Source organism: Enterococcus sp. NBRC 3427 (assembly GCF_007996925.1).
Taxonomy (GTDB): domain Bacteria; phylum Bacillota; class Bacilli; order Lactobacillales; family Enterococcaceae; genus Enterococcus_B; species Enterococcus_B lactis.
This window is the reverse complement of sequence record NZ_BJLL01000003.1, coordinates 1-17,198: the sequence shown is the minus strand read 5'-3', so window position 1 is coordinate 17,198 and position 17,198 is coordinate 1. Positions and strand designations below refer to the sequence as shown.

The following is a 17,198-nucleotide window of genomic DNA, read 5'->3' as shown; positions in this document are numbered from 1 at the left end:
TAAATCAATAGTATATACATTGATTAAATGTATATACTTGGATATAATGTACTTACTATAGAATGGTATAGAGGGTGGCGAAATATGAAAAAAATGAAAAAGTATAAAATTAGAAAATCTGGCAATAGCGATGTAACAACTATCCCACCAGAAGTAAAAGAATTCATGGGTGTGCAGACAGGTGACGCAATCAGTTATGTTTTTCAATCTGATGGTTCTGTACGAATGATTAAAGCACAAGAAGAACCTGATATTGATTCGTTAGTTGATTCGATCATGAATCAATATGAAGACGCGTTAAAAGATTTGGTTGATTTATGAGGTATCTTTCGACTAAAGAAATTATCAAAATCAACGCAAAAGTTATTTTACGTTACTCACCAGGCGAAATGATTGGTGTAAAAGATGCCAATGCATTAGATATGGCTGTTAAACAGCCTTCACAAGCGGTATTTAATCAAGAACTCTATCCCGAAGTCTACGAAAAAGCGGCGATTTTAGCAATTAATTTAGCTAAAAAACATCCTTTTCATAATGGCAATAAACGAACTGCTCTTGTTGCCATGTTGTTGTTTCTTCAATTGAATAATTGTCCAGTTGCTTTTTCTCGTCAAGAAGCTGTTGATTTTATCATAATGATTACCACTAGTTCATTGGATTTCGATTCACTAAAGTCCAAGATAACCAATTATTTACGACAAACCGCAATAAAATGAACGAATTAAAAACTTTATTTCTCAATTAGATCAGCATGTCATTAAGGAATATGCTGATTTTTTTGTATGATTGATCATACAAAATAGTTTTTTCATAAAAATATGGATTAATTGTGAAATAATTGATTTAAAAGGAATACGAAAGAGTGAGTAGCAGGAAATAGTGGTTTAGAACTAGTAGATTGATTTTTTATATATTTTAGTTTACATAATATATATTATACAAAGTAGATTTAAAAAATAATAAACCTCTCTCGAACGGTTTTTTATCAAAAATCGTCATTTTTCCATCAAAATCTACTTGTGCAAAATTATAAAAAAATTTTGCAGTTTTTCTTACTTTTTTAACGTTTAATTAAATGATAAAAACCATTTTCTTTATACAGTTCATCAGATTATGACTCACTGTATTTGTGTTTGCCATCACTGAAGGATTTTTAATCACATAGATAAATCATTTACTTAAGTTTTAGTTGTCATTGATATCGATTCGATTATTTAATCAGCAGATTACATTTCATACGTATGGATCATTTTCGACCGGATCAATTATAATCATTCTGTTTATTTGCTTACCTATAGATATCAATAAAAAACCTGCTTAACAGATATTTCAGCTGTTAAGCAGGTTTTGACTTTTTAGTTCTTACTCATTATTTCTTATAATACAGTGTTCAATACTTCTCTTAAAGCACTTGTTGATTTGCTGAACATTGCTTTTTCTTCTTCGTTGATGGATAATTCAACAACTTCACGAACACCATTTTCGTCAACGATTGATGGCACACCTGTAAAGATATCTTTTTCGTCGTATTCACCAGTTAAGTAAGCAGATACAGGCAATACAGCTTGTTCGTTATTCAAGATAGCTTTTACGATACGTGCAGTACTCATACCAATACCATAATAAGTTGCTTTTTTACGATCAATGATCTCATAAGCAGCATTACGAACTTTATCAGCAATTACATCTAATTCGTCTTTAGCGATACGATGATCTTTTTCTACGATTTCAAAAACTGGTTTACCACCAACAGTTGTATGTGACCATGCAGCAACTTCTGAATCACCATGTTCACCTAAGATATAGCCGTGAACGCTACGTGGGTCTACTTTTAATTTCAATGCGATTTCTTTACGGAAACGAGTTGTATCCAATGTTGTACCAGTACCGATAACACGTGATGTTGGCAGGCCTGATTCGTTCCAAGCGATATATGTTAAAATATCTACTGGGTTTGAAGCAACAACGATAATTCCGTCGAATCCTGAGCCCATGATTTCTTTGACGATTTGGCGCATGATTGACGCATTTGTCTTAACTAAATCTAAACGAGATTGACCAGGTTTTTGGTTGATACCAGCTGTGATAACAACGATATCTGCATCTTTACATTCTTCATAACCGCCTGACCATACAGCAACGTTTTCATCGCCCCAAGCCATACCATCTAATAGATCCAGTGCTTCCCCTTCTGCTTTTTCTTGGTTCACATCGATCAAGACTAATTCATTAGAGATTCCTTGGTTGATCATTGCATAAGCGATACTTGTTCCAACAAAACCTGTACCGACGATTACTACTTTACGACTTGTTTTTTTCATGAATAAACAGCTCCTTTTTCATAACTATTTGTTACTTTCATGGAAATTATAGTCTTGTTTATTCATTTTATCAATATGTTAATTATAATAGTTGTTATTATAATTTTTGATGGAAACGAATTCCTAAATACGTACAACAGATAACTGATAAACGATTACACCCATGTACCCTGCTAACACAACTAAAAGTACTAACGCTATCACTAATGGAGCTACTTTAGCTCCGCCTTTATCAAAGCTATACTTTTTCCTTGTACGCTTTAGAACTGAAAATAAAACCAAGCCAAAAATAATTAACCATAATAAAAAGCCAATCGCACCTAAAATCAATATCCCTTCATTTACGATTGAAATCCCTATATCCATTTGCTCTGCTCCCTCATTGTCCCATCTAAAGTTTTGTTTTATTATAAACGTTTTTCTTTACTTTATCCGTATCAGTCAATCCTTTTTCGTAATTTTCTTGGATCGTTTTCTTTTGTATTTTATAGGATGCAGCTAACTGTCTTTTAAATCGGCGTTTGTTTTTTCGTATACTGGTGCCTTTTAGATATTCATAGAACTGTTTGACGATAAAAATGAACAGATAGACGGCAAAAAACGTGGACAATCCGTATCGGATGAGATACATAGCAACGAAGGTGGCAAAAATACCAGTTCCTTCATTTTGTGCTAAGACAGCAAATTCGCTTAAAAAAGTTATGATAAATGCAAAATTTCCCATGCTTCACCTCATTGTAAATAGTAAATAGTTGCCGTATCATCCTTTGATTTCTTTAAAGAGATAGAAAATATCACTTACGATAGTTTTTATATTGCTGCTGCTTCTGAAAACCCTTATTACCAGGTACTTTACTCTTCGTACTTGAACTTGCGGACATCTTTTTGCTCAACAGAACAGTTAATAGAATCACGAAAAAAAGAGCACCTAATAACACAAAACGATACTTAGACAAGTACATAGCGAACGCAGAAAATAAATCAGTTTGTCCAACAACGCTGTAAGCAGTTAAACCACTCAACCAAGCCTTTACCATTTTCATCTCCTCCTCCCTTCTTCAATCACATTATCTAAAGGATACAATAAAAGAAGTTTAAAAAAGGAACTGCTTTTTCTTATTTATGAAAAAACTGTTCCTTCTATATGTTTATTGAAAGATAAGAAATGAGTACACTAGTATCGGATATACCTTATGAGATGTACCAAACAAAAGTCTATCTGTCTGACGAATCTATTGAAATGAGTGAATATTATGAAGAATAAGTCCAATGGTTCATCTTGGATAAAGTATGTCTTTTTGAGTGTACTCTATTTTTTTCTGCCACGTGTCCAATTAACAATGGATTCTCATCTATGGACGCTAATCTTCCAAGTTAGAAAGATCAGCGTATCTATCATCACTGTATGCTTACTAGTGAGTATTTATCAAATGAAAAGAAGCAAAAGTGGAAACAGCCACTACTAAAACATCCATTTATAGCAACTTATCTCCTATATGGTGCCATCAACTTTTTTCTTCTTCTATTGATTGAGTTTAGTTAATACACGGATAAGTCTTTCAATAAATGCATAAAACAAAAAACTGCTTGCGACATATCAGAAAACATTAAATCGTCTTCTGATATTGTCCAAGCAGTTTTTATTTTGAAACTTGCTTAATTCTGTTCTTTAGAAACAATGTTTGTTCTTTTTCCGGCAAAAAGAAAGCTAGATAATACGACAAGTAAAAAGAAAGCGATGATTCCGACTGTCAATGCCATTTGACCGTATTCTCCTAGTTTCCCAAGTACAAGTCCTGGTACTAGATAATCAGTATCGGCAAATGTAGAAGAAGCGATTTTAAGATCTCCTAATACCGGAAGGATAAATAATGGCAACCAACTAATCAATAAGCTATTGAAAGCAGAACCTAATACCGCCCCTCTTCTACCGCCAGTCGAGTTGCCGAAAACACCAGAAGCAGCTCCGCAGAAGAAATGGCCAACTACTCCAGGGATGATGACTGTAGTCTGTAAGCCTATCATGGCAAACATCGATAGCGTTCCTACAAAGAAGCTGACAAAAAAGCCAATCAATACAGCATTAGGTGCATATGGAAAAACGATAGGGACATCTAACGCTGGTTTAGAATCAGGTACAAGCTTTTTAGCGATTCCTTGGAATGCTGGAACGATTTCTGCCAACACCATCCGAACCCCTTGAAGGACGATAACAAACCCTGCTGTAAATGTTCCAGCTTGGATCAATGCAAAGATTACAGCATTATCTCCATTGCTTAATTCTCTTTCAACAAATCCAGGACCTGCTAATAAGGCAAGTGCGACATATACGATTGACATCAAGAGCATGATCGATACAGTAGAATCTCGCAAAAAACTGAAACTTTTAGGAATCTTTATGTCCTCCGTAGAGCGGTCTTTATTTCCAAAGAACTTACCGATCCACCCGCTAGACGCGTAACCGATATTGCCGGTATGCCCCAGCGCAACTTGGTTGTTCCCAGTAATGTTTTTCATGAATGGTTGACAAAGAGCGGGCGTAATAGTTAATAGTGTTCCTTCAAAAATCCCTCCTAATAAGATCATCCACACGTTTGCAGTAAATCCAGCGCTTACTAAAATGACTGCTGTCAGACAAGAAACATAAAGCATCGCTTGACCTGTAAGAAAAATAAATTTATATCTTGTGAATCGAGCAAGTAGAATATTCACGATCATCCCTACTAGCATGATCAAGGCAGTAGGTGTCCCGAATTGTTGTAAAGCAATCGCTACTACTGCTTCATTGCTTGGAACCACGCCTTGGGTATGCAGAGCCGTTTGGAACATCGAAGCGAAAGGGGTTAATGAATTACTGATCAGTCCAGCGCCGCCAATCAATACTAAGAATCCGACAAATGTTTTGATGGTTCCTTGGATCACTTCTGAAAACTTCTTCTTTTGCAGAACAAGCCCAAGTAGTGCAATCAGAGAAACGAGGATGGAGGGCTGACTGACGATTGAAACAAACAAATTCAACAATTTATCCATTGATATTTCCTCCCTTGAATCATTTTTATTCTTTTGACAAGATTTGTCCTACTTTTTCTTTTACTTCATCACTGTCGATGATCGATTGCAACGGCACGAGTTTTTCATCCGGTATAGAAGTAAGTGTATCTTTCAAAGAATGTTCAATGAAGAAATAATCCGCCATATCGCTAGATACACTCCCAACATCCGTATGACTTACTTCGAAATCGTCCACATCTGCTCCAAGATCTGCAAGAGCTTGTTTGATGTTCATCTCTACCATAAAACTTGTTCCTAATCCACTTTGACACACTGCAAAAATTTTCATGTTATTCGTCTCCTTTTTTTATGATTGCTAGTATTTCTTCTTTTGTTGAGGCTTGTAATAGCTCTTGAAGATTTTGTTTATTAGAAAGCAGCTTGGTTAAATTTGCCAACGCTCGAAGATGTGCCTCGTTATCGATAGCGGCTAAACAGATAAATAAGCTGATGGGATGAGCAGGATCATCGATTAGATCAACTGGTTGTTGAAGTTTCAGCAAAGACATCCCTACTTCGTTTACACCGTCTTCCGGACGAGCATGCGGCAGTGCGATGTGGTCGCCGATGTGGATAAACGCACCATACTGCTTCACACGTTCAATCATCGCTTTGATATAACTCTCCTCTATTTTATTCTTTAATAATAGTGGCTGTGCGGCAAGTGTGATTGCTTCTTGCCAGTTTTTTGGTTGATCGGATAATTGGATCATTTCTTCTGTTAATAATTCAGATAGCATAGGACGTTGATCCTCCTTCTTTTCTAAAAGTTTGTTCATTTTACGATTTAAGACTTGATAGAGCTTTTCTTCATCTACACCTTCTTTTAATTCGATATATGGAAGTAGCGCAGCTAGCAATTCTTGAGCAGAAGGCATGGAGAATCCTGGTATCAGCCAATCTCTTTGTACTTGATTGATCAGTTGGTTTTTTTCCAAGTCAGTCATGATTGGTTGTAGGACATACAATGACTTTTTCTTATTCGTAAGCGTGAGAGGCACAGTAGAAAAAACAATATCGTAGGAAGTTCCGTCAATCTCGTGCAAGCGATCAGCTGAATTGGTCTCTGTAAAAAGGATCATCGGGAATAATTGCTGAAGTTCGCTTTTTAAGATCAATGAAGAGCTAATACCACTTGGACAGACGATCACGGCTCTTATTTTTCTGTTCCTCTCTTCTGCATCTACTTTTCTTATTTCTCCGCCGAATAGTATAGTGAAAAAACCAACCTCTTCTTCAGGGATGCTCTTCCCTATCCGTTTTTCTAACGGACGCAATGCTTTTCTTGTCATTTCATAGATGGAAGCATATTGATGTTTGATTTGATCAATCATCACATTAGGCAAATAAAAAGAATAAGAAATACGAAAATAGGCAGGTACCAAGTGATAAAAGACATTCATCAATAATTCACGAAATGAATCAAATTCTATGGCCATCAGGAATTCCATGCGATGGATGACTTCTGAAGAACATTCCAGCAAAAAATCAAGCGCAGGCTCTTGGATATCTCCTTCAACAATTGAGGCTAAGCAAAGAGAGAAAAATAGAATCTCTGACTCTAGATGTTCGGAGTAGCCTAAGCCAGTCAATATTTGTCGGCTGATGTCATTGATTGCAAGAGAAGCTAAAAGTTCAGCATCTTTTACCTTTTCTACAGATATTTTCCCCATTCGATTAGTGGTCAAACTTAAATAATACGCTAACTCATCCATTCGATTGGGTGCAAAGCGAAGATCTGATAGAGAGATTGTGTTGTCTAACAAATCTCTAGCTTTTGCATAACAATCAAGAGAAAGCATTGCGGTTAAATACGTAAGACCAAATCTTCCAGCAAGCGATTGCATTAAATGAGCAGTGCGATTTTTTGCTTCCCTTCTCAATATCACTTCTGACCCTAGTAGCCTAAAGCCTGCTTTTCTAGTATATGTCAGCTGACATTCTTCCCCTTCTAATTCCTTTCTTACTTTTTTGATACCCGATAGGACTGTTCCTTTAGAAACCTGAAGAAAGTCTTGAAAATGAAATACAGAAATAGGTATGGTATTCGAATAGACCATCAAATAAAGAAGATCTCTACGCTCTTGTTCGGTGTACACCGCTTCAAAGCGAGTGATATTCACGTATTTTTCTGCCCAGTCGATCGCTCGAAATTTTTTCAGACGGACATGGGTCTCATCCATATATTCGGCAAAGGGAGCAAGTTGTTTGATTGCCTCGTCTATATTTACTTCGATGATCTCGGCTGCTTTTTCTAGACTGATTTCTCTGGGTGTTTTCAGGAGATAACTAATTTTGTAGTTCACAGCGCTGTTCACCTCCTATTTGTATTCTAGTATGATACCGCTTTTAAATCGAGGGTCGTTTGGTACAACTTACAGTTAGATTTTTTTTACGACTGTACCAAACGACCTCTATCGAGTTACAGAAAAAAAGCAGGTGACCAAATGGCTCCCTGCTTTTATGAATAAATTTCAATCAATTTCGTTCGATCAATGATGATCGTGTTTCTTTTTTGAAGTCAGTTCTTCAAATTTTTCTTTGACCTCTTCAACCGCTTTTTCGATATCTTTTTCAAAGCGATTAGGTTCGTTAGACTCTGATTCTTCTTCTACAGAATTGGAACCGGATAAAGCTGTTTCTTTGTTTTCTGTTTCACCGGAGTTTGTGCCAGCTAATGATTCTTCTTTATCTTCTGTTTCACCAGAATTAGTACCTGCTAGAGCTACTTCCTCTTCCGTTTTAGGGGCCATTGAACCTCTTAATCGTTTGTGTTTTTCACCATCATAATTTGTCATATTGGTTCCTCCTAGTAATTCTATACTTTTTCATCGTACAATAAGACAGTTTGTGCGTCAAAAAACAAACCCGATTCTTACAAATATGTCATGTTTTCATCTTTTACCTTCTGATTCTTGAATGCCTTTGATTCCTTCTTCCAAAATTTTCATCTGTAAGATTGTTTCTTCATCTTTAATGACTTTTTCTGCGCCATTGACTAATGTCTCGTAAATGCCTTCGTAGACGCGACTGTAATCACCGACCTCGGAAATCACTTTTTCTTCATGATAATCGCCTTGTTCATCTATATAAGTCAATACACCGTAGTGCTCGGGCAAGTCGATCCCAAAGTCTTCATGATCAGGCATATAAAACATTTTAAGATGTTCTTCTTGCCGATCTTTCGTTTGTTTCACGAACATCCCCTTTTTTCCATAAACGACGAAACTCGGACGTTCTTTGATACGGAAATAGCTGGATTTTATCGAAATTTTCATGTTTCCGTAGAAAAAGTCCAGATCGAAGTAATCATTCATTCGTCCTTTCCCTAATAGTTGACGAACATCATAACGGATATCATCTGGTTCGCCGAAATAAGAAAGAACTTGGTCTACTGTATGACAAGCATGTCCATATAAATAGCTGTTTGCAGTAGAAAATTCATGTGTAGTTTCTGGTACTTCTGGTCTGAAATAATCGTAATGCATTTCTACTTCTAAAATATCCCCTAATTTTCCGCTTTCGATTACTTTTTGGACTGTCAAGAAGTCAGAATCGAACCGTCTGTTTTGGTAACATTGGATAAATAGCCCTTTTTCTTTTGCTAATGCAAATAACTCTTCTGCTTCCTTTGACGTTTCTGCAAAAGGTTTTTCTACCAATACATTTTTTCCATGTTCGAGTGCCATTTTTCCATATTCATAATGAAATTGACTTGGCGTAGTAATGACAACTAATTGGATCTCAGGATCATTCCAAAGATCAGACAATTGATCGGTATATTCGATGTCTTCAAATGTTTCCCATACTGGTTTAGATGGGGAAAAAATTTTTTTGATATTGATTTTATCCGTAAGTTTTCTTGAAAATGGCAAATGATAGCGATTTGTACTCTTTCCATTGCCGAGATAAGCGATTGTAAGCATGATTTATGCCTCCTTTTATTGTTGTTTTCAGTATATCTTAGAAAAATATAGAAAGTGTCTATAATAGCCATTCTGGCAAAAAAGTTCAGAAAAACATTTGTTATCATTTGGTTTGGTGAAATTTATGTTCAAAGTAAGGTAAAAAATCAAAAAGAGAGTGGCGGAACCAAGCATTTATCAGTAAGATAGAATTTGGAGGTCAGATCATGCTTATTGAAGAAAAATTAACCAAACAAGAGTTGTTTACCACGACAGAGAAACGGATTGCTGATTATATTCGGAGGAATATCGAAGCCGCAGTCTACATGACGATTGAAGAATTAGCAAAAGCTACGTATACTTCCCATTCAGCTATTATTCGTTTATGCAAAAAAATGGGCTTCAGCGGATTTAAAGAATTTCGTTTCGAATTAGGACGGGAAGTTCATCAATTGATTGCCCAGTTTAATCAAACAGTCGATCCTAATTTTCCTTTTTCAAGTGAAGATAACACACAGCAAATTGCAAAGAAAATGGCAGATTTGTCGATCCAGTCAATAAAAAAAGCGCAATTGCAGATCGAGCATCAAGATTTGGATAACATCAGTAAAGTATTGAACAATGCACAGCGAATTTTTCTTTTTGCAAAAGGTGATTCCCAAATCACGGCAAGGAAGTTCCAGAATAAAATGGTCAAGTTGAATAAATTTTTGATCTTGGCCGAAGAATATAGTGATTCTTCTTGGAATGCAGCCAATTTGACTAGCGAGGATTGCGCAGTTTTTATTAGCTACAGCGGTCGTATCCATCATTATGAACGGATAATGACCTATCTAAAGCATGTAGGAGCTCCAACATTATTGATTACCGGAAATCAGCATTCAGAAATGGCCAAACAGGCTGATATGTGTCTTGTTATATCGCAGGAGGAATATGATTTTGCTAAAGTAGCGACTTTCTCCTCTCAAATTGCCTTCGATTACGTATTAAATACGTTATTCTCAGTGATATATTCTCAAAATTTTGAAGAGAATATCCGCAACTTGAAAAACAAACAAGAATTGATGCAAAAAGGCCTTCTTAAAGAATATCGGAAAAATTGAGACAAGCTTTCTTTGATATCGTTATAAATATAGACTGGCTGAAGTTTTCTTTTTCAAACTTCAGCCAGTCTATTTGTTTACGCATTGCTTTGAATACATCTATCATAGAAAAGAGACACAGTTACCTTCTGTTTCTTATTTTAAATGTTTGCCGAAAAAGATAAATAAGAAACAGAAAAATCAGTATACTTATAGCTATCAATCCGTACAGGAAGAAACGTTTGTTCTCAGATACTTTCTGTACTTCTTTCTGCACTTCTTTTGCATGATAAGGAACGCGATGCCCTCTGACAAGTAAGCGATGACTGTTGATCATATAAGGTGTACAAGTCAATAGTGTCACGAAATCCTTTCCTTTTTCGATACTCAGGTCTTTTGTATCAGTTGGTTCTACCGTCTTTATCTGATCGACTTGATAAGCAAGTGTCTGTCCGTTGATCTCGATATAGAAAGAATCACCTAAAGTCAGTTTTGGCAAGTCAGTGAACAACTTTGCTTGAGGCAGTCCCCGATGACTAGAAATAACGGCGTGTGTACTTTCTCCCCCAGTAGGATAAGATGTCCCTTCCAATAACGAAGCACCTTTTTCTAGCAGCACGGTATTTGTTTCGTCAAAAATCGGTAAATGGACATTGATTTCAGGAATCGTCAGAACGCCGATCGTATGTTTTTCAAAATAGGTTTTGTCCGTTTTCACTGGTTCCTTTTTCTTAGTAAAGGGATCGACACCGGGATTTCCTCCTTTTTTTGCTAATTGCTGGTTTTTCTTTGTCATGTTTTTTTTGGTTTTGGCCATGACTGCTTCATTTTCTTTTACTGCTTGTTGCTGATAATGAGAGATGATTTGCTGATCCAAGTAGTTATTCAGAGCATCGCTAACGAAGGGATAAGCTAAGACGCCTATCCCTGACAGAAGCAGAAGGATCATTAGCAGATCTAGATAGTTCCTTTTCTTTTGTTTCATTTGTGTTCTCCTTGTGCTGGCTAGTTGTTAATAAAAGAAAAAGGAGCAATTGCGTAAGCCACTGCTCCTCTTTCCAATTCATGTACAAAGATTAAATCTGACTATGCTTGCGTCTAGCAAAGTACAATCCAGCAATCAATAGAAGGATCACTCCTGCACCAATATAAAGATAGATTCCCTTACCACCTGTTGAAGGAAGTGTACCTTTGTGTTTAGAAAGTCCTTATGAGCAATCTTTCTTTATTATGTATTTTGTTGTGCATCTTATGCGGGAATCACAAGGAAATCCATTCGAATGGAAAGCTGGAGACCCTTATGTAAAGTTGATAAATATAGATAAAAAAGACTTTTTGATCTTGAAAAATCTTTTAGGGAAATTGAAGTACAGCAGCTATATAAAAGTAGTGAACTATTTTGTCAATACGATTTTTTCGGAATTTTCGGAGAAAGAAAAAAATGAAATCAGTGAACAGATACGAAAAAATATATCCTATTGTTCATTTTCATCTGCTGATTGCAAAGAAAAAAACGAAGAATTTGTTGTTCGACTCTTAACTCAAATTTATTTTTTCTCACGTATTTTTCCATACGATACGACTCATTTGACGATCCGTGCCACTTTCTTTGCGGAACAGATGCAACATCGCCATATACGTCTATATGCTGGATTTCGTGCAGAACTTCAATTTTATTCCACCCTACTGAATCGAAATTTGATTTATTATTTATCTAGCTATATATTTTGGATGCTTATTGGTAATCCTGAAATACACCATTATACTTCCGATAAAAAAATACTGATCGTCAGTGACTTAAGTCTTCGACATAGTCGATACATTGAAGAATATGTCAGTGATGTTCTTGCTGTGCATAAGATTCACTCTGAGACAACTGCTATCACTGAAAATCAACTTTCGAAGTACAATCTTCTTGAGTATGATCTGATCGTCACGAATCAACCAATTCCGAATACCCATGTTCCTTATATGTTGATTGATGATAGTGTGTCATTCGCAAATGAAGAAGAGTTGATCCGCTTATTTGAACTATAAACAATCAAAAAACAGCTATGTATACTCTACCATCCTGATAAAAATATCAGGACAAATAGACATAGCTGTTTCTTTTTATTGTATACCTTCCGCAATCCAACGAGATTTATAGCGAAAATCTTTTAATAGTTCTTCTTTTGTCCAGCCATTTGCAATGAGATCCGTCAATGAGTTCATTACGAGAGACATGGAAAAGTATAAGAAGCTAACTGCTTCTTCCGACGATTGAATGGTAAAATGATTAATTTTTAGTAATTCTAGCCATTTGTCGTTCATAGGAGAATCAGCAGTTAGCTCTCTGCGTTTGGTTGTCTGCTGATCATTTCTCTGGGTCAACAAGTATAATCTTTGCCAATAGATACTATTGTGATCTAAATTGCTGCACCACTCCAAATACTTTTCGATCCCTAAAAAGAAATGTTGTTTGTTTTCACTAATGAATGTCAAGATATCTTGATGTACTATACGAGAACTGTTTTTGATCGTATACAAATAAGCATCTTCTAGATCTTGAAAATATTTATAAAAAGCGCCGCGCGACATTCCCATCTTCTCAACAATTTCTGAGACTTTTACTTGGCTGATGTGCTGTGAGCAAAATATCTCTAACAATAGGTCGTCGATTCGCTGTTTCTTTGCTTTCGGCAAATTGAAAAAAGTTTCTTTTGGCATCCACATCTCTCCTTTATCTCTGATTATACGTGGATTGCCCATCCTTGTCATGAAGTACTCATTTTTTCTCTTTCTCTTCTTCTGTCAAGTACCCATCTTCCATTCGATAAACGCGATCACTCCACTGAATCATACGGACATCATGAGTAACCATAATAGTTGCTTTTTGTTTTTCATGAGCTTCTTTAACCAGTAATTTCACGACCTCATATGCATGATCGGTGTCTAAACTAGCTGTTGGTTCGTCCGCTAAGATCAAGCTCGGTTCATTATATAAAGCGCGAGCAATTGCCACTCTCTGTCTTTCCCCACCAGAAAGATCTTTAGGATAACTGTTCTTTAGTGACTGGATATCTAAAGATTGCAGTAAAGAATCGCTTTTTTTGGAAACATCTTTTTTTGAAGTGACTTGATCAACTAGTTCAAATTGCTCTTTTACCGTTAAAAAAGGAATCAGATTAGAGCTTTGGAGAATAAATCCAATTTCTTGAAAACGCAAATCTGCTCGTTTTTTTTCTGGAAGTTCGGTTAATGAATGACCGTTGATCACTATTTCTCCGGAAGTCGGTGTTTGCAATCCTCCTGAAATGGTGAGAAACGTACTTTTACCTGAACCAGAAGGACCAATAATGCTGACGAATTCCCCTTCCTTTACATAAAAATCAATTCCTTTCAAAGCTGAGACCTTTGTATGACCAGAACCGAATGTCTTGGTAACTTTTTTCATCGTCAATATTTCTTTCATTTTTATTAACCTCCTATTGCTGTAATTGGGTCTACTTTTGTTATTGTACGGATTGAAAAGAGACCGCCTAGCATCGCGACAATGATCAAAATCCCACTATATAGCAGCCATTGGGACCAAAAAACAGCAAAAGGCATCGCACTTGGTAAAATCAGACTAGTCAGATAAGCAAACACAAGAGCAATCAGTACGCCTACTAACCCCACAATAAATGATTGTGCGACTAAAGATTTAGCAATGAAGGAATTTTTGATTCCTTGTGCTTTCATTACTCCAAAAATAGCGGTTTTTTGAAGAGTGATCACATACATAAAAATACCGACCACGGCAGCGACTACTAAGAACAAAAAGTAGATCATCGCGTTTAAGGTCATGTTTTGGGCAGAATAGCCAGGAATGCTTTCAATGAACGTCTCAATAGTTAGTAACTGTAGTTCCTTTGATGCTTTTTCTTTCGAAATTTTAGCAGAATTCTTTGTAACGATTCCATTGATTGGCTGTTCCTCTTCAGAAGCAAATGGCTGTTTTCCATACTTCAAAGCAGTCCACGTATCAAGAGATGTATAGATGACTGGAGAAACAGTGTAATAAGTTGCAGGAAAGATACCAACAATCGTCAAAGGATCGTTGTAACTGCCAATTTTGATTGTATCTCCGATTTTATAACCTGAATCAGCCAGGTTTTGCGAAATGATGATTTCATTCTTTGTTTTGAATTCATGCCCTTTCGTGAGTTTTGGTAATAAGAATGCTTTTTTTGACGTGCCGAAAACTGTGACATTTTCTTTGTTTTTTCCTTTGACTGCACCGCTGTATAATCCAATCGGTGCTTTTTCTCCTCCTTCAATATATGTCAGATCTTCTCTTGTTAATTGTGAAGCAGCAAATACTTGATTGGCGTCCTCTGATAAAACAATCTCTTGTGCATCCCAATCATCGATTGCTTTCTTGAATTCTTCAGAAAGCCCATTTGCTAGTCCAGATAACATAAATACGACATACGCAATCAAGAACATGATCCCGATGATCAAGCCATACCGTAATTTAGAATAGCGAATTTCTTTAATAGCTAGAAACATTTGGTTTTCCTCCCTATGATATGTTGATAGTGACAAAATGTCACTCGTTGAATAGTGTAACTCTAAAGTGACATTTTGTCACTTCTGTTGGATTTTTTATCAATAAATTGTCTAAGACATCTTTCCATAAAATCTTAACATGTGGCATAATAGGATTATTTAAGTCTTATTTATGCTTTCCATGATAAACTAAAGTGACCAAATCAATGAGGTGGGAAAATGATTAAACTATTAGTAGTAGAAGACGATAAAGTATTATCCAATAATATAAAAGAAATACTCACTACAATTGGTGAGATAACACAAGTTTATAACGGTAGTGAAGGACTATTTGAGTTGGAAAGCGGTGTTTACGACCTTGCAATCTTGGATTTGATGATGCCGGAAATGAATGGTTATGAAGTCTTAGCAAAGCTACGGAAAGAAAAAATACAGACTCCTGTATTGATTTTGACAGCAAAAGATAGTTTGGAGGATAAGATTGAAGGATTTGAACGTGGTGCAGATGATTACCTGACAAAACCGTTCTATCGAGAAGAATTGATCATGCGCGTGAAAGCATTATTGAAACGCTCGCTAGGTCTCTTTGATGAAAACGTTCTGAAGTATAAGGATATCAGTTGTGATTTAAAAAGCAATGAAGTCTTGTATAAAGAACAAGTTTTGCCCATACAAGGAAAAGAGTTTGAATTGCTCGTTTATTTTTTGCAAAATAAAGGAATCATTTTGACAAAAGAGCAGATATTTGACCGGATCTGGGGATTTGATTCTGATACGACGATTACAGTTATTGAAGTTTATATGAGCAACTTACGAAAACATCTGCGAAGTACTGGATTGGATAAAGAAATCAAAACCTTACGTAACGTCGGTTATATACTGCAAGAGGTGTGATGAAATGAATGGAGATATTACACGCAAGCAGCGCAGCCGTTTTTTTGCAACGAATGTAGCAGCATTTGCCTTGATCTTTTTTCTTCTGGGGTTCATTACTTTACAGATATTGAACCAATCCGCATACAGAGAAACGGATCTTTCATTAGAGAAAACAGATTTTGATTCTCGGACAGTGCAATTAGAGATACAAAGGTATCAGCAAGGTGATCCCTTTTTGAACCAGACACAAACGGAACAAAACAGACCCAACATGGAACAACCATTGATGGAACCATCAAATGACCGATTTAACACTCAAGTGATCTTGTGGTCTGAAAAAGGTGAGATATTGAATAAGGCAGCTATTGGTGGACGCTTCAATCAGATCAAAGAATTAAAAATGGATACGAAAAATCTGAATACCATCCAAAATATTGAATTAAATGAAGAAAACGACTCGTCTACTCTCTCCTTCCGTTCGATTACGAAAAAAGCAGAGACGAATCAAGTTGGCGTTGCCTATATCCAAATTTTAGAAAATACAAATCAAATCAAGGATTCATTAGCGACTTTTCGCACAATTATGATTTTGTGTATGGTTGTTTTCTGGCTTATCTCAATTGGCATTAGTTACTACTTGTCTAGTCTAAGCATGCGCCCTATCATTCTTTCTTGGAGAAGGCAAAAAGAATTTGTCGAAAATGCTTCTCATGAATTACGTACACCGTTAACGATTATTCAAAATAGTTTGGAACATCTATTTACCAAACCTGATCATACCATCATTGAGGAATCTGAAAGTATTGCTCAAGCATTGTCAGAGACGAGACGGCTCACTGGATTGACTTCGGATCTGCTGACGATTGCCCGAAACGATTCTGATCAGCAGCTACTTTCAAAACAAATGATTAATACACAGGAATATATCGAAAATCTTGTTAAACCATTTCAAGAGATGGCCATCATAGACGGAAAAGAGTTTATCCTTCATAACGAGGCAACATCAGAAATACCAATTGACGAAAAAAAGATCCATCAAGTTTTGGTTATTTTGCTAGATAATGCCTTAAAATATACGAATCCAAAAGATAAAATCATTTTGGATTCGTCTGTTAACCATAAAGAATGGCTGATTCACGTAAAGAATACTGGCCCTTCTATCAGTGAAGAAGATCAAGTAAGAATCTTTGATCGATTTTATCGGGAAGATCAATCTCGTGCGAAGGAAACTGGCGGTTACGGACTTGGCTTGGCGATTGCAAAACAGATAATCAAACAGCACCACGGACAAATTTCTGTATCCAATTATCTTCCACAAGGAGTTGATTTTAAAGTCCAATTACCGTTGAAGCCTAAAAAATAATGCTTAACTCTAAAACATACTAGGAAAAGGGCTGTGACAATAATCTTGTCACAGCCCTTTTCCGAAT

The 17,198-nt window shown here is 36.2% G+C and carries 19 protein-coding genes and 1 pseudogene; 6 read left to right on the top strand and 14 right to left on the bottom strand.

The genetic code is table 11. The features are described 5' to 3' along the window. Positions 1 to 84: 84 nt before the first annotated feature. Together ESP02_RS01135 and ESP02_RS01130 are read left to right on the top strand one after the other, a co-directional pair. Positions 85 to 321, top strand: a complete 237-nt coding sequence (locus ESP02_RS01135; protein WP_002289715.1) for an AbrB family transcriptional regulator — start codon at positions 85 to 87, stop codon at positions 319 to 321. Further along, on the top strand, positions 318 to 716 hold the full coding sequence (locus ESP02_RS01130; RefSeq protein ID WP_002400189.1) for a type II toxin-antitoxin system death-on-curing family toxin: 399 nt from the start codon (positions 318 to 320) through the stop codon (positions 714 to 716). Before ESP02_RS01135 ends, ESP02_RS01130 begins: the two co-directional genes overlap by 4 nt. 660 nt (positions 717 to 1,376) lie before the next feature. On the opposite strand, the gene ESP02_RS01125 is transcribed toward ESP02_RS01130, so the two are convergent. The 9 genes from ESP02_RS01125 to ESP02_RS01080 all read right to left on the bottom strand — a co-directional run bounded on the left by ESP02_RS01125 (position 1,377) and on the right by ESP02_RS01080 (position 9,298). Beyond that, on the bottom strand, positions 1,377 to 2,321 hold the full coding sequence (locus tag ESP02_RS01125) for an L-lactate dehydrogenase (protein WP_002400190.1): 945 nt from the start codon (positions 2,319 to 2,321) through the stop codon (positions 1,377 to 1,379). A gap of 123 nt (positions 2,322 to 2,444) precedes the next feature. Beyond that, positions 2,445 to 2,687 carry a hypothetical protein gene (locus ESP02_RS01120; RefSeq protein ID WP_002329193.1) on the bottom strand — a complete coding sequence of 81 codons (243 nt, stop codon included), beginning with the start codon at positions 2,685 to 2,687 and terminating at the stop codon, positions 2,445 to 2,447. Between the two features lie 25 nt (positions 2,688 to 2,712). Then, positions 2,713 to 3,045: a hypothetical protein gene (locus tag ESP02_RS01115; RefSeq protein WP_002309277.1), complete on the bottom strand. Its 333-nt coding sequence runs from the start codon at positions 3,043 to 3,045 to the stop codon at positions 2,713 to 2,715. A 70-nt stretch (positions 3,046 to 3,115) separates the two neighbouring features. Beyond that, positions 3,116 to 3,358 (bottom strand): hypothetical protein, encoded by a 243-nt coding sequence (locus ESP02_RS01110; protein ID WP_038398919.1) that lies wholly within the window; start codon positions 3,356 to 3,358, stop codon positions 3,116 to 3,118. 619 nt (positions 3,359 to 3,977) lie between these two features. Continuing rightward, entirely contained in the window at positions 3,978 to 5,351 is a 1,374-nt protein-coding gene (locus ESP02_RS01100) for a PTS ascorbate transporter subunit IIC (protein WP_002313768.1), read from the bottom strand. A 25-nt stretch (positions 5,352 to 5,376) separates the two neighbouring features. Beyond that, positions 5,377 to 5,661: a PTS sugar transporter subunit IIB gene (locus tag ESP02_RS01095; RefSeq protein ID WP_002315031.1), complete on the bottom strand. Its 285-nt coding sequence runs from the start codon at positions 5,659 to 5,661 to the stop codon at positions 5,377 to 5,379. A gap of 1 nt (position 5,662) precedes the next feature. Beyond that, on the bottom strand, positions 5,663 to 7,678 hold the full coding sequence (locus ESP02_RS01090; protein ID WP_025478279.1) for a PTS sugar transporter subunit IIA: 2,016 nt from the start codon (positions 7,676 to 7,678) through the stop codon (positions 5,663 to 5,665). 186 nt (positions 7,679 to 7,864) lie between these two features. Then, the gene (locus ESP02_RS01085; RefSeq protein WP_002400196.1) at positions 7,865 to 8,170 is read right to left on the bottom strand and encodes a hypothetical protein; all 306 of its coding nucleotides are present in this window, start codon (positions 8,168 to 8,170) and stop codon (positions 7,865 to 7,867) included. A gap of 96 nt (positions 8,171 to 8,266) precedes the next feature. Next, positions 8,267 to 9,298, bottom strand: coding sequence for a Gfo/Idh/MocA family oxidoreductase (locus ESP02_RS01080; RefSeq protein WP_002400197.1), 1,032 nt, complete (start codon positions 9,296 to 9,298; stop codon positions 8,267 to 8,269). 206 nt (positions 9,299 to 9,504) lie between these two features. On the opposite strand from ESP02_RS01080, the gene ESP02_RS01075 reads away from it, so the two are divergent. After that, on the top strand, positions 9,505 to 10,380 hold the full coding sequence (locus tag ESP02_RS01075; RefSeq protein ID WP_002400198.1) for a MurR/RpiR family transcriptional regulator: 876 nt from the start codon (positions 9,505 to 9,507) through the stop codon (positions 10,378 to 10,380). A 121-nt stretch (positions 10,381 to 10,501) separates the two neighbouring features. On the opposite strand, the gene ESP02_RS01070 is transcribed toward ESP02_RS01075, so the two are convergent. Both ESP02_RS01070 and ESP02_RS01065 read right to left on the bottom strand, forming a co-directional pair. Beyond that, on the bottom strand, positions 10,502 to 11,344 hold the full coding sequence (locus tag ESP02_RS01070; RefSeq protein WP_002400199.1) for a class C sortase: 843 nt from the start codon (positions 11,342 to 11,344) through the stop codon (positions 10,502 to 10,504). Between the two features lie 91 nt (positions 11,345 to 11,435). After that, positions 11,436 to 11,561, bottom strand: a pseudogene (locus tag ESP02_RS01065) (LPXTG cell wall anchor domain-containing protein); the annotation flags it as partial. A gap of 49 nt (positions 11,562 to 11,610) precedes the next feature. On the opposite strand from ESP02_RS01065, the gene ESP02_RS01060 reads away from it, so the two are divergent. Then, complete coding sequence (locus ESP02_RS01060) at positions 11,611 to 12,396, top strand: hypothetical protein (protein WP_025478280.1); 786 nt, start codon at positions 11,611 to 11,613, stop codon at positions 12,394 to 12,396. A 75-nt stretch (positions 12,397 to 12,471) separates the two neighbouring features. On the opposite strand, the gene ESP02_RS01055 is transcribed toward ESP02_RS01060, so the two are convergent. From ESP02_RS01055 to ESP02_RS01045, 3 genes are read right to left on the bottom strand one after another with little or no spacing between them, the layout of a single operon-like run. Beyond that, positions 12,472 to 13,119 (bottom strand): TetR/AcrR family transcriptional regulator, encoded by a 648-nt coding sequence (locus ESP02_RS01055; RefSeq protein ID WP_002400202.1) that lies wholly within the window; start codon positions 13,117 to 13,119, stop codon positions 12,472 to 12,474. 7 nt (positions 13,120 to 13,126) lie between these two features. Then, positions 13,127 to 13,813: an ABC transporter ATP-binding protein gene (locus ESP02_RS01050; RefSeq protein WP_002400203.1), complete on the bottom strand. Its 687-nt coding sequence runs from the start codon at positions 13,811 to 13,813 to the stop codon at positions 13,127 to 13,129. A 5-nt stretch (positions 13,814 to 13,818) separates the two neighbouring features. Further along, positions 13,819 to 14,892: an ABC transporter permease gene (locus ESP02_RS01045; protein WP_002400204.1), complete on the bottom strand. Its 1,074-nt coding sequence runs from the start codon at positions 14,890 to 14,892 to the stop codon at positions 13,819 to 13,821. A 219-nt stretch (positions 14,893 to 15,111) separates the two neighbouring features. On the opposite strand from ESP02_RS01045, the gene ESP02_RS01040 reads away from it, so the two are divergent. Both ESP02_RS01040 and ESP02_RS01035 read left to right on the top strand, forming a co-directional pair. Then, on the top strand, positions 15,112 to 15,786 hold the full coding sequence (locus tag ESP02_RS01040) for a response regulator transcription factor (protein ID WP_002400205.1): 675 nt from the start codon (positions 15,112 to 15,114) through the stop codon (positions 15,784 to 15,786). A gap of 4 nt (positions 15,787 to 15,790) precedes the next feature. Beyond that, entirely contained in the window at positions 15,791 to 17,131 is a 1,341-nt protein-coding gene (locus tag ESP02_RS01035) for a cell wall metabolism sensor histidine kinase WalK (protein WP_002400206.1), read from the top strand. The last annotated feature ends 67 nt before the right edge of the window (positions 17,132 to 17,198 follow it).